The sequence below is a fragment of the Shewanella algidipiscicola genome, from assembly GCF_003605125.1.
Lineage (GTDB): Bacteria > Pseudomonadota > Gammaproteobacteria > Enterobacterales > Shewanellaceae > Shewanella > Shewanella algidipiscicola.
Window position 1 is genome coordinate 71,419 of sequence record NZ_QPQT01000011.1, and the last position, 23,520, is coordinate 94,938.

The window sequence follows — 23,520 nt, forward strand, 5'->3', positions numbered from 1 at the left end:
CCTTCGCTGTAAAAACGTCAATATTAACCTGACCTTAGGTGGTATGGTGTGGTGATAACCATGTATGGCGTAAACGGTATTGTGTTGTAGTCGGTGAGTCGTGGCACCAACGCCCTTTGGCGTATTGCAGTGCTCAGCAATGACGCATAAGCCTGTTTTGCCAATAACAGTAATTCAGCGCAGTAATAATAGAATTCTTGTCCCGTTTGAGTGAGCGATAACCTGTAAGTGGTGCGCCGGAGCAATGTCTGCTGGCAACGGCTTTCGAGTCGTTTAAGATGTTGACTCACCATGGAGCGGCTGATCCCAAGTTGTGTTGCTGCAGCCGTGAGAGAGCCTTGTTCCACAACGCTGGCAAATACCAACATGCGATAGAGTTGGGATGCATCTATAGGCTTAACCTGTCCTTGATTGTTTAATTTTAATAATAACATTAGCTTATAGATAGGTTAGTGGTTGTTTGAACAGTTAAATAAATCAAAAATACTAGCTCGTTAATCATGATGATTGTCATCGAAATTGATCGATTTCCTCCTCAGGAGGGTATTGTGTGGCAGAATCGATGGGCAATGTTCGTATTTGTCCTAATAGGATAAGGGTCAACGTAGAGAGATATTGTTTTGGAATCTTTTGAGCAAATGTATACGCGGGCATGCCAACGTAAAGGTGGCGAGGCGGCATTAAAGAGCTTGATGCCCGTTGTGGTGTCTAATGATGCAATTAAGCATTACAGCGATGCTGAGCTATTGTCTGAGATCTGTAAAAAGGTGTTTCAGTGTGGTTTTGTTTGGCGGATTGTCGATAATAAATGGTCAGCTTACGAGCAGGCATTTTTTGATTTTGAGCCGCATAAGGTGTTAATGCTCTCTCCTGAGCAACTGCAACAGCGGGCCAGCGATGAGAATCTAATTAGGCATTTAAAGAAAACCATGGCCATTTATGATAATGCATTAATGGTGCACGATATTAAACTCGAGTATGGCAGTTTTGCCCAATTTATCGCCGACTGGCCAAGTGATGATATTACAGGTCTATGGAGCGAACTTAAGCGTCGAGGTAATCGTCTTGGCGGCAATACAGGTGCCTACTTTTTACGCGCGATAGGCAAAGATACCTTTTTATTATCTGATGATATTAAAGGCTATTTTCAGACGCATAAGTTGATCGATTTTGGGTTTAGCACCAAGAGTGGTTTGGCGCAGGTGCAAAAAGTGTTTAACACTTGGCAACAGGAGTCTGGTTTACCACTGGCTGAAATTAGCCGAATCGTCGCTTGTAGTGTGGGTGATAATCGGATCTAAACCAACATGAATGATTTATATGTTGAAGCCTTTTGTTGGTCTTAAATGTTGAGCTGTTTTTGATTGAACGGATTACAACATAGGGCGCATTGGCGCTCGCGGCATCAGTGCTCAGTTGTCGTCATTCTTGTTTAAAAAAGCCAGCCTATTTTAGGCTGGCAAAAGTGCAGAGATAAAACAAAGGGATGAAAAATCAGATGGTGTTAAAAGCTCTTACTGATCCCAATAACAACCCGGTCATCGAATATTTCAGTTTGTGTGCCGTAGACTTTATGGTCGGCATCCATTGTGCTGCCATGGTAACGTAGATCGAAGTCTAAGCCCGCATAGGCTTTGGTGATACCAAGGTTCCAATGTCCCCAACCTTCAGCACCCTCGCCATCAAGCTCTTGGTAACCAAGGCTGCCTGATACCTTAAAGCCATTATCGAATGCATAGCTAGGGTGTATAGCGTAGTTAACTCCTTGCCAGCCATCTACCCCAAACCAATCATCCAGTGTTGGAGTGACCTCTAGCTGCACATTGGTGCGGCCGAACTGTTTACCCACTTTTAACCATAATTCGGTGTAGTTCGAATATGAGGCACCTGGATAGAGGTAAGAAAATAGCATGACGTCATAGGTGATACCGCTATCACCAAACTCGCCATATTTACCCATGTAGGGTGCGGTAACAATTTCTAAATTAGGATCGGCAAACTTGATATTTGAGGCGAAGACTCCGGCGTACCAGCCGTTATCGTTTCCCCAGCCTAATGTACCTTGTACAACAGGAACATCACCGTCCATGGTTTCGGATTCACCACGAAACACATAGTCAGATGCGAAAGTAAGCTTAGTCGTGAGTTTGCCACCAAATAATTCATTATCTTCTTGTGCTTGTGCAATGGAGACCACTGATAGTAGTAAGCTGCCAATGAGGGCTGAGTATTTTAGCTTTGTAACCGTGTTCATAATCATCTCGCTAATGGTGAGTGTTGTTGTGTTGATGACTATAAAGTGAACTTATGAATGACTTTTATACCCCGAATGAACTAATGACAAAAAAATATGAACAATTGTGAACAGTTCTGTTCGCTTAATGCTAAATTTACTGTTGCAAGCGTGATTTGTATCGCGCTACGTCACACTTTTATTACATACTTGTGTTTTTGAGGGGGAGTAACGCTCAATGTTAACCCCTTGTTAACAATGTTCGATACTTACTTATAATAATTTGCATTAACTTACAAAATGAGTAGGTTATTGTTCTTGTTGACCTAGGCTAGGTGTGAGATAAATGGTTCCAATGTAAATAATGCTTCCAAAAGATTGCTCTGTAGTATGTTCTGCTACATGTAGGGCATTTTTTGTTGTGGCCTTGATTAGGAGTTATCATGCGGCAAATAGTGAAAATTGCCTCTGTTTTAAGTGTGGCGTTATGGATAACGGGTTGTGAAAAGCAAGAGGCACCGAGTCAATCAGCCGCTGCAGCTAAAAGCCTCGAAGTTGGCGTCATGCAGGTTGTGGCACAGCCTCAAGCGATCCAGGTTGAATTACCTGGTCGCAGTAAAGCATTTCTTGAAGCTGAAGTCCGTCCGCAAGTTTCCGGTATTATTACCGAACGCAGCTTTATAGAGGGGGCTGATGTTGTCAAAGGGCAGTCTCTTTATCAAATAGACTCAGCTACATACAAAGCGGCATTAGTGAGTGCTGAAGCTGATTTGGCGCGTGCGAATGCAGGTTTAGCCTCGGCGAAAGCCAAAGCGGCCCGCTATCAAGAACTGGTGAAAACCAATGCGATTAGTCAGCAAGAATTTGATGAAGCAGAAGCGGCATACAAGGAAGCTTTAGCTAATGTTACTGTCGCGAAAGCGGCAATTAACACCGCACAAATTAATCTTGAGTACACTCAAGTTCAGGCTCCTATCTCTGGCCGTATCGGTAAGTCGAGCGTAACCGCGGGTGCGTTGGTGACGGCAAATCAAAGCCAAACACTGGCGACAATTCAGCAGCTTGACCCTATCAATGTGGATATTGCTCAATCGAGTGCGCAACTATTGCGTCTAAAGGCTAAGTTGAAGCAAGGTTCATTACAGGCGGCCGATAACGCAGACGTTAACTTGATTTTGGAAGATGGCACGCCGTATTCGCATACCGGCACGTTGCAGTTTTCAGAGGTCAGTGTCGATGAGAATACCGGCTCAGTGACATTACGTGCCGAGTTCCCAAATCCAGATGGAGTGTTACTGCCAGGTATGTATGTTCGCGCCGTGTTAAATACGGGAACAGACCCACATGCGATTTTAGTTCCGCAAAAAGCGATCACGCGTAACTCTAAAGGCCAAGCCATTGCGATGGTAATAGGCGCAGAAAGTAAAGTGGAAGCGCGGGTTGTCACTACGGCAGAAGTTATCAATCATCAATGGCGTATCGTCGATGGCCTTAAGGTTGGCGACCAATTGATTGTTGAAGGTTTACAGAAAATTCGTCCCGGTGCACCAGTGACCGGAAAACCGATTGACGCAATGCAATCAGATCAGCAATCACAAAAGTAGGGTAAAGTTATGGCTCGTTTCTTTATCGATCGCCCTATCTTTGCTTGGGTGATCGCCATTATCGTTATGATGGCCGGGGTGCTCTCTATTATGAAGCTCCCTGTGTCACAATATCCCAGTATTGCGCCACCAACCGTAGTGATTAATGCTGTTTATCCTGGTGCTTCGGCAAAGACCATGGAAGATACCGTTACCCAGGTGATTGAGCAGCGAATGACGGGGATTGATAATCTACGTTATATCGCCTCAACGAGTGATAGCTTTGGTAACGCACAAATCACCTTAACCTTTAATGCCGAGGCCGATCCTGATATCGCTCAGGTGCAGGTGCAAAACAAACTGCAACTTGCGATGCCCTTGTTACCACAAGAGGTGCAGGCACAAGGGGTTAAAGTTAACAAGTCCAGCTCTGGCTTTTTAATGGTATTGGGTTTCGTTTCATCTGATGGTTCATTGGGTAAAACGGATATTGCCGACTATGTTGGCTCAAATATCCAAGACCCTATTAGCCGTGTTGCTGGTGTGGGGGAAATTCAGTTATTCGGTGCACAATATGCGATGCGTATATGGCTCGATCCGTTAAAGCTGACCCAATACAACCTGACCAGCCAAGATATTATGGCGTCGATTCGTGAGCAGAATGCGCAAGTTTCGGCTGGCCAATTAGGTGGCGCTCCTGCGCTTGCGGGCCAAGAGTTAAATGCTACGGTTTCGGCTCAGAGTCGTCTACAAACTGCCGATGAGTTTAAGAAAATCATCATCAAAGCAGACAGTTCGGGTGCTAAGGTCTTCTTAGAAGATGTGGCACGTGTTGAGCTTGGCGCAGAAAGTTATGCGGTTGAATCGTTTTATAACGGTAAGCCGGCGTCGGGTCTGGCAGTTAAGCTAGCTACTGGCGCTAATGCGTTAGCGACTGCTGAGCGTGTGCGTGAAAAAATTGATGAATTAAAGGTGTTCTTCCCACAAGGGTTAGAGGTTGTTTATCCTTATGATACAACGCCTTTTGTTGAGAAGTCGATTGAGGGAGTGGTACATACCTTACTAGAAGCCGTCGTCTTGGTCTTCGTGATCATGTACTTGTTCTTGCAAAACTTCCGCGCGACGTTAATCCCAACTATTGCGGTTCCCGTTGTATTGTTAGGTACGTTTGCCATTTTATCGGCGACCGGATTTTCGATTAATACTCTGACCATGTTCGCCATGGTATTGGCCATTGGTTTGCTGGTGGACGATGCGATTGTGGTGGTGGAGAACGTTGAGCGTGTGATGCAAGAGGAGGGCCTGAGCCCGCTCGAAGCGACGCGTAAGTCGATGGATCAGATCACCGGCGCTCTAGTGGGTATCGGTCTTACCTTGTCTGCGGTATTCGTACCCATGGCCTTTATGTCGGGCTCGACAGGGGTTATCTATCGTCAGTTTTCGGTCACGATTGTCTCTGCCATGGCCTTGTCTGTGATGGTGGCGATTATCCTGACGCCGGCACTGTGTGCGACCATGTTAAAGCCTATCGCGAAAGGCGAAGGGCACGTCAAAACCGGTTTCTTCGGTTGGTTTAACCGTAAGTTCGATGCTATGACATCGCGCTATGAGGCCAGTGTGGCTTCTATGATTAAGCGTACCGGACGTGTCATGCTGGTCTACTTGGCATTGACCGTGGCCGTAGGCTGGATTTTCATGCGCATGCCTACCGCTTTCTTACCGGATGAAGACCAAGGTATCTTGTTCACGCAAGCTATTTTGCCAGTAAACTCGACTCAAGAAAGCACCAAGAAGGTGATGGAAAAAATCACCGACTTCTACCTTAACCAAGAGGGCGACAGTGTTAACTCAGTGTTTAGTGTCTCTGGTTTTAGTTTTGCCGGTAGTGGTCAAAACATGGGTCTGGCGTTTGTCGGTTTAAAAGATTGGTCTGTTCGTGGTGAGCCGGGTCAAGATGTTCAGTCAATTGCTGGGCGTTCCATGGCGATGTTCTCGCAAATGAAAGAAGCCTTTGTGTTTGCCTTTGTACCGCCTGCCGTGATTGAACTGGGTACCGCTAACGGTTTCGATTTCTATCTACAAGACAGAAATGGTCAAGGCCACGATAAGTTGGTTGAGGCCCGTAATATGTTGCTTGGGCTAGCTGCGCAAAACCCTAACTTGGTCGGTGTGCGTCCTAATGGTCAGGAAGATGCGCCTATGTATCAAATCCATGTGGATCACGCCAAGCTTCGCGCCTTGAGTGTCGACATCGATGCGGTAAACAGTGTGCTAGGCACGGCTTGGGGTGGCAGTTACGTCAACGACTTTATTGACCGTGGTCGTGTGAAGAAAGTGTACGTGCAAGGCGATGCTCAGTACCGTATGCAGCCGGAAGACCTCGATACCTGGTATGTACGCAATGCTGAAGGTGAGATGGTGCCTTTCTCAGCCTTTGCTACCGGCTCATGGGAATTTGGTTCACCGCGTCTAGAACGCTTTAACGGTTTGCCGTCAATGAACATTCAGGGAGGCACTGCACCAGGGTATAGTACAGGTGCGGCGATGGATGATATCGAAGCCATGGTTGCTAAATTACCACCAGGATTTGGTGTCGAATGGAATGGCCTGTCTTATGAAGAGCGTTTATCGGGTAATCAGGCGCCAGCACTATACGCACTCTCTATTATAGTCGTGTTCTTAGTATTGGCTGCGCTGTACGAGAGTTGGTCTGTGCCATTTGCGGTTATCTTAGTGGTGCCGCTTGGGATCATTGGTGCGCTATTGGCGATGAATGGTCGGGGTCTGCCCAACGACGTATTCTTCCAAGTCGGTCTGTTAACCACTGTGGGTCTAGCGACGAAGAACGCTATCTTGATTGTAGAGTTTGCTAAAGAGTTCTATGAGAAAGGTGCAGGTCTCGTCGAAGCGACCTTACATGCGGTGCGGGTTCGTTTACGACCGATCCTCATGACCTCTCTGGCGTTTGGTTTGGGGGTTGTACCATTAGCAATTAGTACTGGTGTCGGGTCTGGTAGCCAGAACGCTATCGGTACCGGTGTGCTCGGTGGCATGATGAGTTCAACCTTCTTGGGGATCTTCTTTATTCCGATCTTCTTCGTGATAGTTGAACGTATCTTCAGTAAACGAGAGCGCAATGGTGGTAGTGATGCCGCTATCGCCAAGACGGCTGATAAAGAATCATAGTTGACGCTAACAGTATCAAAAAGCCCAGCTCTTGCTGGGCTTTTTATTGGCGCTAGAATGTTGCATTTAAAGGATATTTCGTTAAATATGTCTGTCTAAAAATAAGCCGTAAGGTCAATATCTATGCGCCCTCAATTATCGATACTTTTCCTGTTACTCCCTTTAACGCTTGGCTTGCCTGTATGGGCTGAGCAACCCGCTGCAACCCCGCAGATTGCTACTACCTACGTTAACGATGCCATCTTACCGCCAAGCATTGTGTGGCACGGGGCGAGTGAATCGTTGCTACTCGATGGCGAAGCGCCATGGGCAACCCCATTTGAAGTGGGCGGCTTTAAGGTTAGCCCAAGTTATGATGAGACGTTTGTTTGGTTAGATAAGCTGGTGGCAAGTAGTGACCTGTTGCACAAGGTGTCGCTAGGGAAGAGCCCTCAGGGGCGTGATATTTGGATGCTGATAGCATCGACAGAGGGGGCTGATACCCCTGAGGCCTTGGCTGCGACGGATAAACCCACTGTGTTAGTGCAGGCAGGGATCCACGCCGGAGAAATTGACGGTAAAGATGCCGGCATGATGTTACTACGAGACATGGTATTGGGTGATAAAGCGGCGCTACTCGATGGGGCTAATTTACTATTTGTACCGATTTTTAGTGTCGATGCCCATGAGCGCAGTGGTCAATATAATCGCGTTAATCAGCGTGGCCCGATAGAGATGGGCTGGCGTACTACGGCTAACAACCTTAATTTGAATCGTGATTATGCCAAGGCCGACGCGGTAGAGATGCAGCATATGCTGGGTGCGATAAATCGATGGCAGCCCGACCTGTATATCGATGTGCACGTTACCGATGGCATAGACTATCAATATGATGTCACCTTTGGCTATAACTTAGCTCAAGGGCTGAGCCCGTCGAGTTTTCGTTGGCTAGATACCCAATATCGACCTTATGTGGAGCAGGCGTTAATGCGCGAAGGGCATATTCCGGGTCCCTTGGTGTTTGCTATCGACAATAGTGATGTGAGTAAGGGAATGTCATTATGGAATGCCAGTCCACGTTACTCAAATGGTTATGGTGATGCTCGGCATCTACCGACGATTTTAATTGAAAATCATAGTTTAAAGCCGTTTAAGCAACGAGTGCTTGGTACTTATGTCATGTTAGCGGCCACCCTCGAATTGGTGGGCAAGCAAGCCACTTCACTGCGCATGGCCATTAAGCAAGACAGGTATCGCTATAGCGACCGCATCACCTTAACTTGGGGCGCCCAGCAACAGCAGCAAGGATGGGATTTCAAAGGGATTGATTACCGCACCGAAATCAGCCCCATCAGTGGTGAAAAGGTTGTTCGCTGGACTGGCGAGCCTAAACTTTACGAAAATTTACCCGTGATAGGTAATACTCTGGCTGACATAAAGATTAATCGCCCCTCAGCTTATTATGTTGCACCTCAGTGGCTTGATGTGATTGAGCGTCTCGCAATTCATGGGATCCGTATGACAACGCTAACAGAGCCTAAGACACTTAAGTTGACTCAATATCAATTAACTGCGCCGCAATTTGGCAGTAAAGATTATGAAGGGCGCCAGCGAGTAAGCGCGCAATTGAGCGCACATGGGGTACAAACCACACTGCCAGCGGGCACCGTCAAGATTGATACGCGGCAGCCTCTGGGGGATTTGGCGATATTGCTGTTAGAGCCTCAGTCGCCTGATTCATTATTACAATGGGGCTTTTTCAATCCAATATTTACCCGCACCGAATACATAGAGCATTACGCCGTAGAGCCACTGGCGGCGCAAATGCTTGAGGCCGACCCCAGCTTGCAGGCAGAATTTACCCAAGCGTTGCAAGACCCTGCTTTTGCCGCTGATGCCCAGGCAAGGTTACGCTGGTTTTATGTTCGAAGCCCTTATTATGATGGGCAATATCAGGTTTATCCGGTTTGGCGAGACGAGTAATGGCCGGTGTTATCATCTGTACCAACGCAGCTTAGGCTGCGTTTTTTATTGCGTATGGTTGAGGGTAACATGGGTAAATGCTCCTCAAGAGGTACGGATCTGGGATGGGTCATTGCCGATCGATTAAATGAGCCTTTTTACTAACGAATTGTGATTTAAGCAGATTTTTAGTGAATATCATTAAAATTTTTGAGCAAAAATCAACTTAAATCATTTAAAACAATAAGATAAATAATTGGCATGGAGTCTGCTTTATTTGAGGTAAGCGTTTGAGCAAACATTAATTAATAAGGATATGAGTTATGAATTTACGCCCCTTGGTTTTATGTGCCGCACTGAGTGCTTCGTTAGCTGGCTGCATCATTAACGTTAACGGTGCGGGTATGACCTCGTTTGATTATCACCGCCAGCAGCAGTTAATACTTGATGCCACACAGTTGCAACAGCTCGTAGCCGAAACTGGGGCTGGAGCACTGACTATTGAAGGAGTTGATGGGCTCCGGGAAGTGCGTATCGAGGCGGACATTTATGGTTATGATGGCGCCGAGCCAGAGCTTAGCTTAGTGCAGGAAGGTGAACACGCCAAACTGATCGCCAATTTTGACTCCTTCAGTAGGGTCTCATTCACGAGTGGCAACTCTCCTTATATTGATCTAGTGGTTAAAGTGCCTACCAATTTGAAACTCATGCTGGATGATGGCTCGGGTAATATTGAGGTTCGTGGCGTGAATGCCGAAATGATCATTACCGATGGTTCTGGCAGTATCACTATCGATGGTGCTAAAACATTAACTATCGATGATGGCTCAGGCAGTATTGTATTGCAAAATATTGACGGGGATATCAGCTTAACGGATGGCTCTGGTAGTATCGAGATCCAACGGGTGAATGGCGATGTGTCTGTGCATGATGGTTCTGGCTCGATAGTCATTAATCATGTGGCTGGTTTAGTCACTATTGATGATGGTTCTGGTGGTATTAGCGTCGACAATAGCAAAGGATTACACATTATTGAATCTGGTTCGGGCGATCTGAGTTTTGACAATATTCAGGGGCCCGTCACCATGGATTAATGGCTTCCCGGCGCGAAGGCGAAACGCTATCACCCTGTTCAGCTAGGCTGAAGAGGAAGGGGGGCTGTAAGTTCCTGATAGCACTAGCCATCGCCCATCCATACCTAGCCGCGGGCGATATTGAATAGCGACTTAGGGTTAAGGCCGTTGATATAAGTCTATTGTGTTTTTGAGGCAAAGCGCTGTATCAACAGCTGTTTAATATTGTATTGGCGTAAAAAGAGAGTTGCGGCGGTAAACAGCAGTCCCCATCTTAGTAATAACACTTGCCAGATAATATCCTTATCAAAGCTTTTTTCTAGCTCGCAGATCACCAACACTAACCATAAAAACATCAGCATTAATGCGTTATTGACCCGCTGCAACTGGGTTGGTGGACAATACGCAGCGGTATAAGCGCAGAGTAATCCGACGATCGCGCCAAGCATAATATCTTGTGGCCAGTGTGCGCCAACAATGATCCTCGATATGCCAACGATAGCGCCAAACGTGATCGCAAAGACTTTAATGGTGTGGCTTTGGTAAGCAAACCATAGGGTACCAGCAAACAGGAAGGCGCTAGCAGTATGGCCCGAGGGAAAACTATGGCTCATGCGGGTTTCACCAATAATATTAAGTGTTTCTAACACTGCAGCGGGGCGCGGCATATCAAAATATTGTTTTAATAGCGGTACGAGCAGTAATGACAACACGCTGGCAATGATCACCCGTAATATTATCTCAGGGCGTTTGATCAAGAAGCATAAGGTGATCACTCCAAGCGTCACACCATTGCCTAAGTCGGTGATGAGCAATAGGGGCCAATTGGGTAACTCTGCCGCTATTCCATTGAGTAGTCTAAACAGGGTAAGGTTTACATCGGGAAGAAGCGTGATTAAAAAAGCACAGCTTAGCACTAACATTAAGCCGAGAAAGCTGCGTTGATGCTGCTTGTATTGTTTAGGCAAGCCATCAGCCTTTGCATATGTGGTGGTGCCCATAGTCGTCTCAAATCAGCAATTATTTCCCACAATAGAACTTTGTTATGTTTAAGTAAAGCCACATGATTTTTAATAAACCTCTGTTGGTCTTTAGATCGATTACCGATGGATGTTTCAATGGGGATAATCACTAAATATCACTGATATAAAGCTAAAACTAGCTAACGATATGCGTTTTGGCCTCATTTTGTATTAATGTCAGTTTCTGCTTTTTTGTTAGCTTCTTAACTGCTATTTCACGTTTCAGTGCAGTCGAGTGACAACTTAACTGCTCATGATAAACCAATTGCAGCGGCCCCTTACCGCGCAGAAACTTAGCGGCTTTAGGGCCGCCGCCTTGATGTTCTTTAAAGCGGCGTGCGATATCGGTTGTTACGCCGGTATAGAGTTGGCCTTTATGGCACTCAACGATATATAAAAACCAAGGTTTACCCGTCGTCATCGATAGCTCTTGTTTTTCTGAGTGTGGTTAACGACAGCTTGTGCTGTTGGTTAATATAGACTCTGCGCCCAACAACCCCAATAAGAAAGCATACTCTTCAGCCGTGTCTTGATAGCGGTGATAGCGGCCACTTTTCCCACCGTGTCCAGCTTCCATATCGATATGGAACAGTAATAAGTTGTCGTCGGTCTTATATTCTCTTAATTTCGCTACCCATTTAGCGGGTTCAAAATATTGCACCTGAGAGTCATGCAGGCCAGTGGTAACCAAAAGGTGAGGGTAGGCTTGACGCGTTATTTGGTCATAGGGGGAGTAAGTGAGCATATAGTCGAAGGCGGCTTTATCGTTAGGGTTGCCCCATTCGTCATACTCATTGGTGGTGAGTGGAATCGACTCGTCCAGCATGGTCGTCACAATATCGACAAACGGCACGTGGGCGGCCACAGCGAAGTAGAGCTCGGGTGCTTGGTTAATCACGGCGCCCATCAACAGGCCCCCTGCGCTGCCCCCCGTCGCAACCACTTTATGAGGGTCGGCATATTGTTGCTGGATCAATGCTTGGGTGACATCGACAAAATCGTTAAAGCTATTTTGCTTGTTAAATAGCCGGCCTGCGTCATACCAAGGTCGGCCGAGCATTTCGCCACCGCGCACATGGGCAATGGCGTAAACCACGCCTCGGTCGAGTAGGCTTAATATGGCGCTGTCAAAATCCGCATCTATGGTGTAACCGTATGCGCCATAACCATATTGGTACAGTGGGTTGCTGCCATCTCGTTTAAATAAGCTTTTGTTGTACACCAAGGTAACGGGAATGCTCGCGCCATCTCTGGCATCGATAAAGAGGCGTTCAGCCTGATAATGCTCGCTATTAAAGCCACCTAATACGTTTTCCCTTTTGAGTAACCGCTTGGGTGAAGCTTGGGTCAAATCGTATTGGTAAATCGATTCTGGGGTGGTTGGGCTAGCATAATAGAGCCTAAGCTGGTGGCTATCTTGGCGAGGATTAACATCAAAACCCACCACATAAGCGGGATCATCGAAGTCGATTTGATAGCTAGGTAGCTGATCCGGATAGACGGTGATCTGGCTTAGTCCCTGACGGCGCTGCTGCACAATAAGGTAATCTTGCAGTACCAAGAACTCCTCTATGCGGCATTGGTCATCGGCAGCAATCACCTCCTGCCAAACATGCTTATTGGCAAAATCCGCTTCGGCCACTTGCATCAGGCGAAAGTTAACCGCCTGCCAATTGGTTAAAATAAAATAGTCGCCACCCCGTTTTGCCACCGAATACTCATGGCCCGTTTCTCTGGGAAGTAGCGCTGTGAAGTGATCAAGTGCTTGATCGGCATCGAGCACCGAGACCTCGCTGGTGATCGTGCTTTCATGGTATAGCTCGATACGAGTTTCATCTAAACTTTTACCTAAGCTGAGGTAGAAGCTGTCATCTTGCTCTTCATACACGAGTGTATCGGCCGATTGTGGCTGCCCTAACCGATGACGAAATACTTGGTAGCCCAGCAGGGTTTGTGGATCTTTGGCGATGTAAAACAGGTGCAGATTATCGTTAGCCCACACTATGCTACCGTCAGTGCCTTCGAGTGTCTCTTCCAGCAGTTCGCCTTGTTCGAGGTGCTTAATGTGTATGGTGTAGATGCGCCGGCTCAGTTTGTCTTCACTAAAGGCCAATAACTGTTCGTCAGGGCTAATGGCGAAGCTGCCCAGACCATAAAACTCATGGCCGTGGGCGCGTTGGTTAACATCTAACAGCACCTCTTCGGCATCACTATTAAGCTGTGGTTTACGCAGTAAGATAGGGTATTCCCCCTCTTTATGGTAACGACTCCAATACCAATGGGAGTGCCAGTAGTAAGGAACACTCGACTCGTCTTTATCTAGCCTGCCGACCAGCTCATCGAATAAACGTGCCTGTAAAGGCGCGAAGGGCTTAAAGCATTGTTGATGGTAGTTGTTTTCGGCATTGAGATGCGCTATCACCTCTGGTGACTGACGCGTATCGTCTCTTAACCAATAATAGTTATCGATCCTCTCTACACCATGATGTATCAATGAGTGTGGCTTTTTGGCGGCGAGCGGTGGAGAAATTGAATGCATTAAAGACGACCTTTATTATCGATAACGTGGTAAACCAGTGCGAGTTTGCCTGTAAAGCTTGAGCTTAGGTGATTTAATTCAGGCTTGTCACCTTCTAGCTTGTTATTTGTTTCAAATTGGCGCACCCTATTTACGCCTAATGTGCTGATCCTAAGTGATTAAGATTAGCCCCTCCAGCAATATTTACGGTTTTACTGCTGTTATGCAGACCCAGTGTGAGCCCGTTAGCGAGTCCGTTTAACAGTGACGCTGCGCCGCTTAACAAGAGCCTGTTGAGCCGATATTCAGTGAGTAGGTGACATTAATAATTCTCAGGGCGGGGTGTAACTCCCCACCGGCGGTGATAGTTGTATATGCAACTTAAGCCCGCGAGCGCCTAATCTATCCCAAGGTTAGGGTCAGCAGATCTGGTGCCCTTATTGCGTGTAGAGATTGCATGTTAAAAGTATTCCAGAGCCGACGGTAATGAGCGCGTAAGCGCACTGAGTCCGGATGAAAGAGAATATAAGAACCACAAACAGCGTATGTCGCGCTCTAAGCTTGGGCTTAGTTCGCTAACGTGACCCTGGCTCTTATTTAACACCACCATAAGCGCAGGCTTATCGGTGTTATTTTCTATATGCCCTGATTCTGGCACAAAACCATTTTATTAGTATTACTAAGGATTTAACCATGAATCAGTCTTTACTCTCAGCCTTTGGCGATGCCAATACCCGTGTTGAAGCCGCGTTGACAGCCTTACGCGCTGGCCAAGGCGTGTTGGTGGTCGACGATGAAGATCGCGAAAATGAAGGCGATCTTATTTATGCAGCCGAGCACTTAACCAATCAACAGATGGCGCTGCTTATTCGGGAATGCAGTGGCATAGTCTGCTTATGCCTGCCAGATGAACGGGTTAAACAATTGCAGTTACCGCCCATGGTAACTGATAACTCAAGCCAGTATGGCACCGCGTTTACCGTGAGCATTGAAGCCAAAGTTGGGGTGACAACCGGTGTTTCGGCTGCCGATCGGGTCACCACCATTAAAGCGGCGATCGCCGATGGGGCAAGTGCCTGTGATCTGGCTCGCCCTGGTCATGTGTACCCGCTACGTGCTCAACCCGGTGGCGTCTTGACTCGCAGAGGGCATACCGAAGGCACCATAGATCTGATGTTGCTGGCGGGGCTGAAACCTGCGGGCGTGTTATGTGAGGTGACCAATCCTGATGGCACCATGGCGAGATTGCCTGAAATCATCGCATTTGGTGAGCTGCATCAAATGCCAGTGTTGACCATAGAAGATATCGTGATTTACCGTAAGTCGTTACTGGCTCAAGCGAGTTAATAGGCTTAATAAACAAACAAAGAGCCGATATACGGCTCTTTGTTTATCATTTACCACCAATATCGACCACTCATAAGGTCTATTTCAAATAGACACAGGCGATCCGTTAGCGGTTTATTGACCCGAGGTCATCACGCTCGCCGACTCTTCAATGGCCATTTGCGCCAAATCCTTATCGACAAAAAATAATGCCTTACCATCTTCGCCAATCAGGCGAATCTTATCGACGATTGATTTAAACAACTTCTCTTCTTCATGTTGCTCAGAGACATACCACTGCAGGAAGTTAAAAGTAGAATAGTCTTGATTAGTGAATGCAGCATGAGCAAGTGCGTTGATTTTACTGGTTATCATCTGCTCATGGGCGTAGGTGTGTTCAAAAAGGACCAGTAATGATTCAAACTCAGCCTGCGGCGCTTCAATGGCGCCAATCAGTGGCATGCCGCCCGTTTCGCTAACATAGGTAAATAGGCGGTGCATGTGCTGCATCTCTTCGTCAGCATGGGCACGCATAAATTTAGCGGCACCCTCAAAGCCCTTGTCTTCGCACCAAGCGCTCATTTGTAGGTAGAGATTTGAGGAGAAGAACTCCACATTAATTTGTGCGTTCAACTGATCAATCATCGTTTGTGCCAGCATAGTAGATCCTTGTTATGTTCATTGGATTAAGCTGGGCTATTGTGTAAAAGCAGGCGGTTAAATGCAACTAAATTTACTTAACTTAATGTTTCAAATACAAATAGTTATCATTGCGTCAGTGTTGAGCCTATCAAATATTTGTTGGATTAACGGACTCTCGGTTTAGTCATTCATCAGGGGTGCGTTATAGGCATAAGCCTTGCGATTGGCGGTGGGTGGCAGCCTTATCTTGCACTATGTCTAGTCGTAAATTGCGTAGATAGCTCTGTTAGCTTGCTGAGGATTGATTTGCTCGTACTATGACAAAAACTGCCGTGGAGATCATGGCCTTCTCTCATCAGCGTGGCATAATGGGCATCAATCTTTGCTTAAACATTTATCTTTAAGGTAACCGATGCCCATGAAATTTGATCCATGTTCTCAGCCTAGCCTTATGCACCCAGACGAAGCGATTATTAAACTACTCGATCAAGTCATGCCCCTAAGTGACTCTGAAATGGTGCAGCTTCCCCATGCCTTAGGCCGAGTATTAGCTGAAGATCTGGCATCGAGTATTGATTTGCCTCCTTTTAACAACTCGGCAATGGATGGCTATGCTTTTCGATTGCAAGATTTGAGCAACAACGACACCCTGACGCTGATCGGCCACTCTTTTGCTGGGCACCCGTTTGACGGCGAGGTCAAACCCAACACTTGCGTGCGCATTATGACTGGCGCACCATTGCCAGCGGGTTACGATACCGTACAGATGCAAGAAAAGGCGAGTGCCAACGGTGATAGTATTACCATTGAAGCGCCTGATGCGGTTGGTGAAAATGTGCGTTATCGCGGCGAAGAGCTTAATACTGGCGATAAAGTTTTACGGGCTGGTACCCAGATTGGCGCCGCCGAAATGGGCGTACTCGCCACGATAGGAGCGAGCCAAGTTCGCGTTGTGCGTCGGGTTAAAGTGGCCTTTTTCTCAACGGGTGACGAACTGCGCCCGGTTGGCAGCGAGTTGGCGCCGGGGCAGATTTATGATTCTAACCGTTACAGCATTCAAGGTTTATTGAGTCGATCCAACGTAGAGTGGGTCGATTTGGGGGTGATTGCAGATGATCCTGAGGCGATTCGTGAGGCATTTCGTACCGGAGCTGCCCAAGCGGATATGCTACTCACCTCGGGTGGCGTCTCTGTAGGCGACGCCGATTACACCAAACAAATTTTAGAAGAAGAGGGTGAAATTACCTTCTGGAAGCTCGCCATGAAACCGGGTAAGCCATTTGCTTTTGGGCGACTGGGTAAGGCGATATTCTGTGGTCTGCCAGGCAACCCTGTGTCATCTATGGTGACCTACTATAAATTGGTGTGGCCGCTGATCAATAAGATGCAAGGCTTGCCACGTGCTAAGCCGTTATTACTGCAGGCGAAATTGAGCAGCGATCTGCGTAAGTTTGCTGGTCGGGTTGAGTATCAGCGCGGTGTTTTGAGCCACAACGAACAAGGCCAAGCCGAGGTGAGCATCACAGGTGGGCAAGGCTCGGGTATGTTGACTTCGATGAGCTTGGCTAACTGCTTTGTGATTTTAGCGCGAGAGCAGGGTGACACGCCTGCGGGTAGCTTAGTGACGGTTGAACCCTTTAATTCTGTGCTCTGTTAAGTAGGTAAGCTGAGATGACATCGACACTCGATAATCACGACATTCTGTCGGACAGCGAGATCTTACGTTACAGTCGCCAAATCTCCATTAAGGCGATGGACTTTGAGGGGCAAGAGAAGCTGAAACAAGCCAAGGTATTAGTCATTGGGCTTGGCGGCTTAGGTTGCGCCGCAAGCCAATATCTTACCGTGGCGGGGGTAGGGCAATTGACCTTAGTGGACTTTGACACAGTTGAGCTGTCTAATCTGCAGCGCCAAGTGCTGCATCAAGCGGATAATATCGGCCAACCTAAGGTGGCCTCGGCGCAAGAAACCTTGAGTCAGCTTAATCCTCATGTGGCGATTACCACTATCAATGCCGTGCTCGATGACTCAGAGCTTGATGCCTTAGTCATGCAGCACGATATCGTGATGGACTGCACTGACAATATGACGGTGCGTGAGCAGTTAAATAGCCGTTGCTTTACCCATAAGGTACCACTGGTTTCGGCCGCCGCGATTCGTATGGAAGGCACTGTTACAGTATTTGATTACCAAGGGGATACGCCTTGTTATCATTGCTTTAGTCAGCTGTTTGGCGACCAGCAATTGACTTGCGTCGAGTCAGGCATCTTGGCTCCAGTTGTCGGCATGATTGGTTGTCTGCAAGCGGTAGAGGCGATTAAGGTGATTGCTCACATGGGGAAACCATTGGTTGGCCGTATCTTAATGATCGATGCGATGACCATGGAGTTTCGCGAGATGAAACTTACTAAGCAGCAAAACTGTAGCACCTGTGGTGCATAAGCGCAGTTAGCTGATACGCTAGCCCAGATGGTGGGCTAGCTGTTTTGTGTTGAAATATTAGGTTTTTTCGGCGCTTATTCTTTTAACTCTCCATGATCTCACATCGCTGTTATTTGAAATCTTTATTACTTAAAATCTCTATGATTTTTATGGCTAATTATTTTAAATGCCTGCCACCATCGAGCGCCAATGAACGTCCGGTAATGTAGTGGCTTGCCATAAGATATTCAATCGCCTTGAGCACCTCGATTTCACCTGCTTCACGTTGCAGTAGCGATTTAGCTAATGCCTGCTGTTTATATTGCTCGTCATCATGTGCATTAAAACAGATCAGCGCAGGCGCAATACTATTGACCTTTACGTGTGGGGCTAGCTTAGTCGCAAACGATAATGTCATATTTTCTAATGCAGCCTTACTGGCCGCATAGGCGATATGTTTCTTGCTGCCTTTTTGGGCGACATAATCGGTGAGGTGAATGATGTCGCTTAGGTGGTCACCTTGGGTCAGCAGCGGGGTTAACCCTAGATTGATCTGATAAGGTGCCGTCACATGTACCTGCATCATGGTGGTCATTATTTGCTCTGGCGCCATCGGGCTGTCATCGGGTAACCACAGAGAGGCGTTGTGAACAATGGCGTCAAGCTGCGGATACTTAGCCGTGATGGCATCAATGAAAGTTTGCACCTCTTCAGCTTGGGTAAAGTCACAGCAATACAGGTCAGCACCCACCTCGCTTAAAGCGTCGATGCTGGGGTAATGGCGTCGAAACGTCCCGATAACCTGATAGCCTTTGTCAATAAAGGCCTGTGCTAAGTACAAACCAATGCGCTTGCCTACGCCTGTGATTACAATGGTGGGTTGCATAAGATCCCTGTCGGTAAGTTAGCCAAGAAATTCGGCTCTAGTATGATGATTCGACTTAAAGCAGCCACCTAATGCGGTGGTTTGTGTCGAGGATTGGCTGTCCATAATGCCGCGTGATTTGACGCAATAGTGAGTCGCTGAAATCGATACCGCTACATCGTCGGTATTGAGTAGGGTTTGCAGTGCCACTAATATCTGTTGAGTCAGCCGCTCTTGCACCTGAGGCCGTTGAGCAAAAAAGCGTACGATACGATTAATTTTCGACAAACCTATGATCGATGACTTAGGGATGTAAGCCACTTTGGCCGTGCCATCTATGGTAATAAAGTGATGTTCACAGGTGCTGGTTAGGCTGATGTCGCTGACTTTGACCATCTCATCGACACCCATTTTATTGTCAATTTGAGCAATCGCGGGGAAGTTGTCGTAATCGATGCCGGCAAAGATCTCATTAACGTACATTTTGGCAATACGATGAGGGGTTTCGCACAGGCTGTCATCATTGAGGTCTAGCCCTAAAGTGTCGACCACTTCGGTCATTAATCCTTTAATTCGCTCATACTTCTGTTGCGAAGACAGGGGGTTATCACGCAATGGCGTTTCTAAGCCTTGGGCGATTAACGCTTGTCTCACTAGCTGTGCAGCTGGATTCATAACTAATACTCCGCGGTAAAACGGTTAATGATGACTATCTGTCATCTAAGTGGCTTTCTAGCGATAACGAGACTGAGTCGGCAAATCGCAGGGCGTGGGGTTTGTCTACTGTCACTTGGCAGTAACGCACCCAGGGATGCTCACAACTAATGGTGAGTATGTCGGACACTAATTTTTCCAGTAATAAAAAGCGACCTTCCTCAACGTGCTGGATCACTTTTTTGGTGATCACCTTATAGTTGAGTGCGTCACTGACATCATCTGTCTGGGCTGAAAGCGCAGCTGGGTAGTGAATCTCAATATTGATCACCACATCTTGCTGTTTCTCACGCTCATCGGGGTTAAAACCGATAAAGGTGCGTAACCTAAGATTGGTTATTTTGATTTTGGCATGGCTAATTTTGGCGTTGGTAATGGTCATGATATTTCCTCATCATTTGCAGACAGTACGTTGGTCGTGAACAGTTAGATCATTTGCTAAAGTAAAGCAGATAGGAATTTAGATGGTGCTGTGAAGTGGACTTTTAATCAAGTTCGGCTTGATAAACCTCGTGTTTATTCAACTCTAGTTGTAGGCAATGGAAAACATGAGTCACCCAATTGGGTTATGAATTCGCTGAAGCTTAGGTTTGTAGGTAAATACCCCTTCAGCGAAAGATAGATAACCCTTAGGTTACCTATCTCACTTTTTTGACTGTATTTATTTTTTTCGTCGGGTTTTATTAGTTAATGGCCAGTTGTTACTTAAGAGGCGGTCCAGAGCATTTGCCCGCATTGGCTTAGATCATATCCGCCTAATTGCGCTGCAAGTTGTCGGGTCTGGGTGCTGCTAAGCATATCGAATAAGGCTTGCAGTTGGCGACGAAAGTAGATGCCTTGTGGCATAACAAAATCAAATGATTCGGTAACAAGAGGCACAAAGCTCAAACCACTTTCCATCGCAACCGATTGGCAACCAAAGCCAATATCGGCCTCGTTACGGGCAATAAATCCAGCCAATTCCCGCTCGCTATAGGCGGTGACGGCAGTATTAAGCTGTTTAATACTTGCCCCTTGTTTCATAAGCCAGTGCTCTAAATGTTGTTGGCTACCGGCTCCCGCTTGGCGGCCAACCCAGCGCCAGGGCAGGCTAACAACTTTGTCTTCTTCTTGGCATCTATGGTGCATTTCGGCACGCATCATTAATCCTTGCTGGCGGGTATAACCGTGTACCATGACCCATTGTTGGTGGTTGGGGTAGCCCTTGAGCAGTGCGGGGTGGCGAATATTGCGCTCTTCGACATTGCCCCAGTGCAGGGTGCATACATCGGCATAGCCTCGTGATAGCAGATCTAGCCCCATGCGTGAGCCAGTAGCGCTATAGCTGACTAAGTCACTCTTACCGATACGCGACATTAAACGTGCCACTAGCATAGATAGTAGTGGGTCATCACTGCCAGTAATGTGCATTCTATCTGACAGCATACCGCTGTGACACGAGTCCATTACCCAGCGATCGATGAGTATTTTGGGAAATAGCCATTTGCCTGTGACTTTGGTTGCAGGCAATATCCTATCGTTTGCCATGGCGTAGACCTTTTTTTCATTGAGGTCTAAGTATTCAGCCACCTGTTTGGCACTCATGTAGATGAGTTCACTCGGCTCGGTCATCAATATTCCTTTAAATCTATCTATATAGTTAGCTGATATTGCGTTTAGGTGGCGTAGCATCAAACTCAATGTTCTCGGCGCCATTATAAACTAGAAAATGGCGTCCTTTGGCGCGGGCGATCATAGTGATGCCTAGCTTTTGCGCTAGCTCAAGCCCCATCTGGGTTGCCCCACTGCGAGACAGCAATACCGGTATGCCCATCTTGGCTACTTTTATCACCATTTCTGAGGTGAGCCTCCCTGTGGTATAAAACAGCTTGTCGCCGCCTAACTCTTGTTTGAGCCACATTTCGCCAGCCAAAGTATCGACCGCATTATGGCGGCCTACATCTTCGACAAAACCGCTGATTTGATCACCCTGACAAAGTCCGCAACCATGCACTGCACCGGCATTTTTATAGGTTTCATTGTAAGCGCCGATATTGTTTAACAGGCTGTACAGCATGCTCTGCTTTAACTGGGGGATCGGTAGCTTAATATCGTCCAAACCATCCATAAAACCACCATAAACAGTACCTTGACCACAGCCTGTGGTGACGGTTTTTTCTGCGAGCTTTTCATCAAGATGCTCTGTGGTCTCTTGCGTTAGCACCGCGGCAGAGCTGACATCCCAATCGACAATGACCGATTCGAGTTGCGTGACATCAGAAATAAACCCTTGGTTTTTAAGATATCCCAGTGCCAAAGTTTCAGGGCGAGCACCCAGTGTCATCAATGTCACAATGGGACGCCAGTTAAGGTAAACCGTCAATGGGCGTTCACACGCAATAAATTTATCAAGGATCTCGCCTTGCTCATTGGTCGCTTTTACGGCAATGGTTAGCGGCACATCGGCCTGGGTTTTTAAGAAAGTTAGCTGTTTATTCTTAGTCATAAAGATCATCTTGTCGCAATAGGCTGCCAGCAGCATAGCAATAATCATTCCGATACTAATATTTTATGTTGTAATGCGTGATCGAGTTAAATGCTTACGGCTCAAACGCCCTTTTATGTCCCGCTTAAAATGTCATTTAGGACAAATTGTCCTACCCTTGAAAGGGAATTGATGATCTAGCTCAAACTATATTACCAATTGCGCTGGCATGTATATTGCTTGTTAATCATATACCGCAACCCATAGCTTGGCTTGCCAAATTAGGCTCAAGCTCTCTAATCAACGGAGTTGGAATGCAACGTACCGAAAGTCAATGGCCCATGTATGTTTCGCTGAAAAAGGTCGAGAAACAAGTTGGGCGCTGGATAGCTGAATCTTGGGAATTAGATCAGGTCGTTCCTGCCACGCAACCGTCGCCAGAGGGAGCTAAATTGGTGGGGTTAGAACTGCACAAGGATGAACGTGGCAGTTACCGTATCAATTTAGATATGGATAATGCCATGTTATTTATTGTATGCGATGAGCTAGAAGATGGCACTTGGGTGCCGACCCATATTTCGGCCGATCAAAATGTCGCAGCAGGTTGCCTTGAGGGGGATACACCAGTATTGAGCATGCTGATGCCCGATGCAGTCGCGTGTTGGATTGAAGCGTATATCACCCGCCATGGCGAGGTAGAAATTTGTGCCCATCGACGTAAACACGTGGATCGTCGTAATAATGAGGGGCCAAGTAGTAACCATAACCGAGGACAGGTTTCATAATGAGCGATAAACCGAGCGGATTGTTAGCGCGATGGAGCCTTCGTCGTCAGCAAGTGCAGCAAGAAGAGGAAGCCGAGCAAATGGCTCAGCTGTCCTCTGAGCAAGCGACAGCGACTATTGAGCCAGCAAGCGAGACATCACCTGTTGAGTCAAGTGATGAAAATAAAATCTTAATGGCAGCAGACCTGCCAGATCCTGAGTCGATTGAGGTTGGTGGTAGCTTTGCCAGTTTTATGGCCGATAATGTTGATCCCAATGCAAAGGCCGCCGCGTTACGCGCCTTGTGGAAGCAACCACATTACAGTGAGATAGATGGTCTGCTCGAATACGCTCTCGATTATACCAATCAGCCTAAACTGTCGCCGGAAGTATCGGCTGAGCTTGCTAAGAAAGTCTTCCGTCACCTTACTCAAGATGATGAGCAACAAGAACCATCTAACGAGTCACTCGAAGCAAAAGAGATGATAGCTTCGAATACCCCGCAGGATGCGAATTTACCCGGCGTAAGCCCAGCGGACATTTTGGACGAAGAGTTAGCCGATTTGTCCCAAAATGAACCAGAATCACAAGGTGCACCTAAACCACCCGTTGCTTGAGGTTAGTTTAGAGTGTTTTTAAATCCATAATTTTGGTACGTGAATTGCTGCTGATGAGGCATATAAAACAACGGGTTAATTTCTCGTTGATAATGAGGTGAAGCTGGCGCCAATAAAGCGCACGCCAATTAGAGCACATATAGCCACCTCG

Annotated in this window: 21 protein-coding genes and 1 riboswitch; of the genes, 10 read left to right on the top strand and 11 right to left on the bottom strand. The window is 47.0% G+C overall.

Features of this window, described 5'->3' with window-relative positions; all coding sequences use genetic code 11:
- Window positions 1–23: 23 nt before the first annotated feature.
- Window positions 24–434: a LysR family transcriptional regulator gene (locus DVO77_RS13165; RefSeq protein WP_249038175.1), complete on the bottom strand. Its 411-nt coding sequence runs from the start codon at window positions 432–434 to the stop codon at window positions 24–26.
- A gap of 204 nt (window positions 435–638) precedes the next feature.
- Here DVO77_RS13165 and DVO77_RS13170 point away from each other — a divergent pair, with 204 nt between their 5' ends.
- Window positions 639–1,301 (top strand): DNA-3-methyladenine glycosylase I, encoded by a 663-nt coding sequence (locus tag DVO77_RS13170; protein WP_119978660.1) that lies wholly within the window; start codon window positions 639–641, stop codon window positions 1,299–1,301.
- A 203-nt stretch (window positions 1,302–1,504) separates the two neighbouring features.
- Here the strand turns inward: DVO77_RS13170 and DVO77_RS13175 are convergent, their stop codons facing one another.
- Window positions 1,505–2,254 (bottom strand): TorF family putative porin, encoded by a 750-nt coding sequence (locus DVO77_RS13175; protein WP_110458767.1) that lies wholly within the window; start codon window positions 2,252–2,254, stop codon window positions 1,505–1,507.
- A gap of 422 nt (window positions 2,255–2,676) precedes the next feature.
- Between DVO77_RS13175 and DVO77_RS13180 the strand changes: the two genes are divergently transcribed.
- The 4 genes from DVO77_RS13180 to DVO77_RS13195 all read left to right on the top strand — a co-directional run bounded on the left by DVO77_RS13180 (window position 2,677) and on the right by DVO77_RS13195 (window position 10,037).
- A complete protein-coding gene (locus DVO77_RS13180; RefSeq protein ID WP_119978661.1) occupies window positions 2,677–3,837 on the top strand; it encodes an efflux RND transporter periplasmic adaptor subunit in 1,161 nt (386 codons plus the stop codon).
- 9 nt (window positions 3,838–3,846) lie between these two features.
- On the top strand, window positions 3,847–7,002 hold the full coding sequence (locus DVO77_RS13185; protein ID WP_119978662.1) for an efflux RND transporter permease subunit: 3,156 nt from the start codon (window positions 3,847–3,849) through the stop codon (window positions 7,000–7,002).
- Window positions 7,003–7,125: 123 nt separating this feature from the next.
- Window positions 7,126–8,964, top strand: coding sequence for a M14 family metallopeptidase (locus DVO77_RS13190; protein WP_119978663.1), 1,839 nt, complete (start codon window positions 7,126–7,128; stop codon window positions 8,962–8,964).
- Between the two features lie 302 nt (window positions 8,965–9,266).
- On the top strand, window positions 9,267–10,037 hold the full coding sequence (locus DVO77_RS13195; RefSeq protein WP_119978664.1) for a DUF4097 family beta strand repeat-containing protein: 771 nt from the start codon (window positions 9,267–9,269) through the stop codon (window positions 10,035–10,037).
- A 158-nt stretch (window positions 10,038–10,195) separates the two neighbouring features.
- Here the strand turns inward: DVO77_RS13195 and DVO77_RS13200 are convergent, their stop codons facing one another.
- The 3 genes from DVO77_RS13200 to DVO77_RS13210 form a co-directional block, all read right to left on the bottom strand.
- Window positions 10,196–11,017: a phosphatase PAP2 family protein gene (locus tag DVO77_RS13200; RefSeq protein ID WP_119978665.1), complete on the bottom strand. Its 822-nt coding sequence runs from the start codon at window positions 11,015–11,017 to the stop codon at window positions 10,196–10,198.
- 157 nt (window positions 11,018–11,174) lie between these two features.
- Complete coding sequence (locus tag DVO77_RS13205) at window positions 11,175–11,459, bottom strand: GIY-YIG nuclease family protein (protein WP_110458761.1); 285 nt, start codon at window positions 11,457–11,459, stop codon at window positions 11,175–11,177.
- Window positions 11,460–11,486: 27 nt separating this feature from the next.
- Window positions 11,487–13,577 carry a S9 family peptidase gene (locus DVO77_RS13210; protein WP_119978666.1) on the bottom strand — a complete coding sequence of 697 codons (2,091 nt, stop codon included), beginning with the start codon at window positions 13,575–13,577 and terminating at the stop codon, window positions 11,487–11,489.
- 303 nt (window positions 13,578–13,880) lie between these two features.
- A riboswitch (FMN riboswitch) is annotated at window positions 13,881–14,085 on the top strand.
- Window positions 14,086–14,249: 164 nt separating this feature from the next.
- Here DVO77_RS13210 and ribB point away from each other — a divergent pair.
- Window positions 14,250–14,903 carry a 3,4-dihydroxy-2-butanone-4-phosphate synthase gene (ribB, locus tag DVO77_RS13215; RefSeq protein WP_119978667.1) on the top strand — a complete coding sequence of 218 codons (654 nt, stop codon included), beginning with the start codon at window positions 14,250–14,252 and terminating at the stop codon, window positions 14,901–14,903.
- Between the two features lie 114 nt (window positions 14,904–15,017).
- Here ribB and ftnA read toward each other — a convergent pair whose 3' ends face one another.
- Window positions 15,018–15,542, bottom strand: coding sequence for a non-heme ferritin (ftnA, locus tag DVO77_RS13220; RefSeq protein WP_110458758.1), 525 nt, complete (start codon window positions 15,540–15,542; stop codon window positions 15,018–15,020).
- Window positions 15,543–15,936: 394 nt separating this feature from the next.
- Between ftnA and moeA the strand changes: the two genes are divergently transcribed.
- Both moeA and moeB read left to right on the top strand, forming a co-directional pair.
- The gene (moeA, locus tag DVO77_RS13225; RefSeq protein ID WP_119978668.1) at window positions 15,937–17,181 is read left to right on the top strand and encodes a molybdopterin molybdotransferase MoeA; all 1,245 of its coding nucleotides are present in this window, start codon (window positions 15,937–15,939) and stop codon (window positions 17,179–17,181) included.
- Between the two features lie 14 nt (window positions 17,182–17,195).
- Window positions 17,196–17,966, top strand: coding sequence for a molybdopterin-synthase adenylyltransferase MoeB (gene moeB / locus DVO77_RS13230; RefSeq protein WP_119978669.1), 771 nt, complete (start codon window positions 17,196–17,198; stop codon window positions 17,964–17,966).
- Window positions 17,967–18,123: 157 nt separating this feature from the next.
- On the opposite strand, the gene folM is transcribed toward moeB, so the two are convergent.
- The 5 genes from folM to DVO77_RS13255 all read right to left on the bottom strand — a co-directional run bounded on the left by folM (window position 18,124) and on the right by DVO77_RS13255 (window position 22,009).
- Window positions 18,124–18,831 (bottom strand): dihydromonapterin reductase, encoded by a 708-nt coding sequence (folM, locus tag DVO77_RS13235; RefSeq protein WP_119978670.1) that lies wholly within the window; start codon window positions 18,829–18,831, stop codon window positions 18,124–18,126.
- A gap of 18 nt (window positions 18,832–18,849) precedes the next feature.
- Window positions 18,850–19,485, bottom strand: coding sequence for a GTP cyclohydrolase I FolE (gene folE, locus DVO77_RS13240; protein WP_119978671.1), 636 nt, complete (start codon window positions 19,483–19,485; stop codon window positions 18,850–18,852).
- 34 nt (window positions 19,486–19,519) lie between these two features.
- Window positions 19,520–19,885 carry a dihydroneopterin triphosphate 2'-epimerase gene (folX, locus tag DVO77_RS13245; protein WP_110458839.1) on the bottom strand — a complete coding sequence of 122 codons (366 nt, stop codon included), beginning with the start codon at window positions 19,883–19,885 and terminating at the stop codon, window positions 19,520–19,522.
- A 344-nt stretch (window positions 19,886–20,229) separates the two neighbouring features.
- Window positions 20,230–21,135, bottom strand: coding sequence for a substrate-binding domain-containing protein (locus tag DVO77_RS13250; protein WP_110458750.1), 906 nt, complete (start codon window positions 21,133–21,135; stop codon window positions 20,230–20,232).
- Between the two features lie 28 nt (window positions 21,136–21,163).
- A complete protein-coding gene (locus DVO77_RS13255) occupies window positions 21,164–22,009 on the bottom strand; it encodes a formate dehydrogenase accessory sulfurtransferase FdhD (RefSeq protein WP_119978706.1) in 846 nt (281 codons plus the stop codon).
- 293 nt (window positions 22,010–22,302) lie between these two features.
- Between DVO77_RS13255 and DVO77_RS13260 the strand changes: the two genes are divergently transcribed.
- Together DVO77_RS13260 and DVO77_RS13265 are read left to right on the top strand one after the other, a co-directional pair.
- On the top strand, window positions 22,303–22,773 hold the full coding sequence (locus DVO77_RS13260; RefSeq protein ID WP_110458749.1) for a DUF3305 domain-containing protein: 471 nt from the start codon (window positions 22,303–22,305) through the stop codon (window positions 22,771–22,773).
- Complete coding sequence (locus tag DVO77_RS13265; protein WP_110458748.1) at window positions 22,773–23,369, top strand: DUF3306 domain-containing protein; 597 nt, start codon at window positions 22,773–22,775, stop codon at window positions 23,367–23,369. Before DVO77_RS13260 ends, DVO77_RS13265 begins: the two co-directional genes overlap by 1 nt.
- Window positions 23,370–23,520: the final 151 nt, after the last annotated feature.

Coding starts and splice junctions, on each gene's coding strand:
- DVO77_RS13260 (WP_110458749.1), top strand. CDS start 22,303: ATGCAACGTACCGAAAGTCAATGGCCCATGTATGTTTCGCTGAAAAAG.
- DVO77_RS13165 (WP_249038175.1), bottom strand. CDS start 434: ATGTTATTATTAAAATTAAACAATCAAGGACAGGTTAAGCCTATAGAT.
- ribB (WP_119978667.1), top strand. CDS start 14,250: ATGAATCAGTCTTTACTCTCAGCCTTTGGCGATGCCAATACCCGTGTT.
- DVO77_RS13210 (WP_119978666.1), bottom strand. CDS start 13,577: ATGCATTCAATTTCTCCACCGCTCGCCGCCAAAAAGCCACACTCATTG.
- DVO77_RS13180 (WP_119978661.1), top strand. CDS start 2,677: ATGCGGCAAATAGTGAAAATTGCCTCTGTTTTAAGTGTGGCGTTATGG.
- DVO77_RS13265 (WP_110458748.1), top strand. CDS start 22,773: ATGAGCGATAAACCGAGCGGATTGTTAGCGCGATGGAGCCTTCGTCGT.
- moeB (WP_119978669.1), top strand. CDS start 17,196: ATGACATCGACACTCGATAATCACGACATTCTGTCGGACAGCGAGATC.
- DVO77_RS13195 (WP_119978664.1), top strand. CDS start 9,267: ATGAATTTACGCCCCTTGGTTTTATGTGCCGCACTGAGTGCTTCGTTA.
- folM (WP_119978670.1), bottom strand. CDS start 18,831: ATGCAACCCACCATTGTAATCACAGGCGTAGGCAAGCGCATTGGTTTG.
- DVO77_RS13200 (WP_119978665.1), bottom strand. CDS start 11,017: ATGGGCACCACCACATATGCAAAGGCTGATGGCTTGCCTAAACAATAC.
- DVO77_RS13255 (WP_119978706.1), bottom strand. CDS start 22,009: ATGACTAAGAATAAACAGCTAACTTTCTTAAAAACCCAGGCCGATGTG.
- ftnA (WP_110458758.1), bottom strand. CDS start 15,542: ATGCTGGCACAAACGATGATTGATCAGTTGAACGCACAAATTAATGTG.
- DVO77_RS13170 (WP_119978660.1), top strand. CDS start 639: ATGTATACGCGGGCATGCCAACGTAAAGGTGGCGAGGCGGCATTAAAG.
- DVO77_RS13205 (WP_110458761.1), bottom strand. CDS start 11,459: ATGACGACGGGTAAACCTTGGTTTTTATATATCGTTGAGTGCCATAAA.
- DVO77_RS13185 (WP_119978662.1), top strand. CDS start 3,847: ATGGCTCGTTTCTTTATCGATCGCCCTATCTTTGCTTGGGTGATCGCC.
- DVO77_RS13175 (WP_110458767.1), bottom strand. CDS start 2,254: ATGAACACGGTTACAAAGCTAAAATACTCAGCCCTCATTGGCAGCTTA.
- folE (WP_119978671.1), bottom strand. CDS start 19,485: ATGAATCCAGCTGCACAGCTAGTGAGACAAGCGTTAATCGCCCAAGGC.
- DVO77_RS13190 (WP_119978663.1), top strand. CDS start 7,126: ATGCGCCCTCAATTATCGATACTTTTCCTGTTACTCCCTTTAACGCTT.
- DVO77_RS13250 (WP_110458750.1), bottom strand. CDS start 21,135: ATGACCGAGCCGAGTGAACTCATCTACATGAGTGCCAAACAGGTGGCT.
- moeA (WP_119978668.1), top strand. CDS start 15,937: ATGCCCATGAAATTTGATCCATGTTCTCAGCCTAGCCTTATGCACCCA.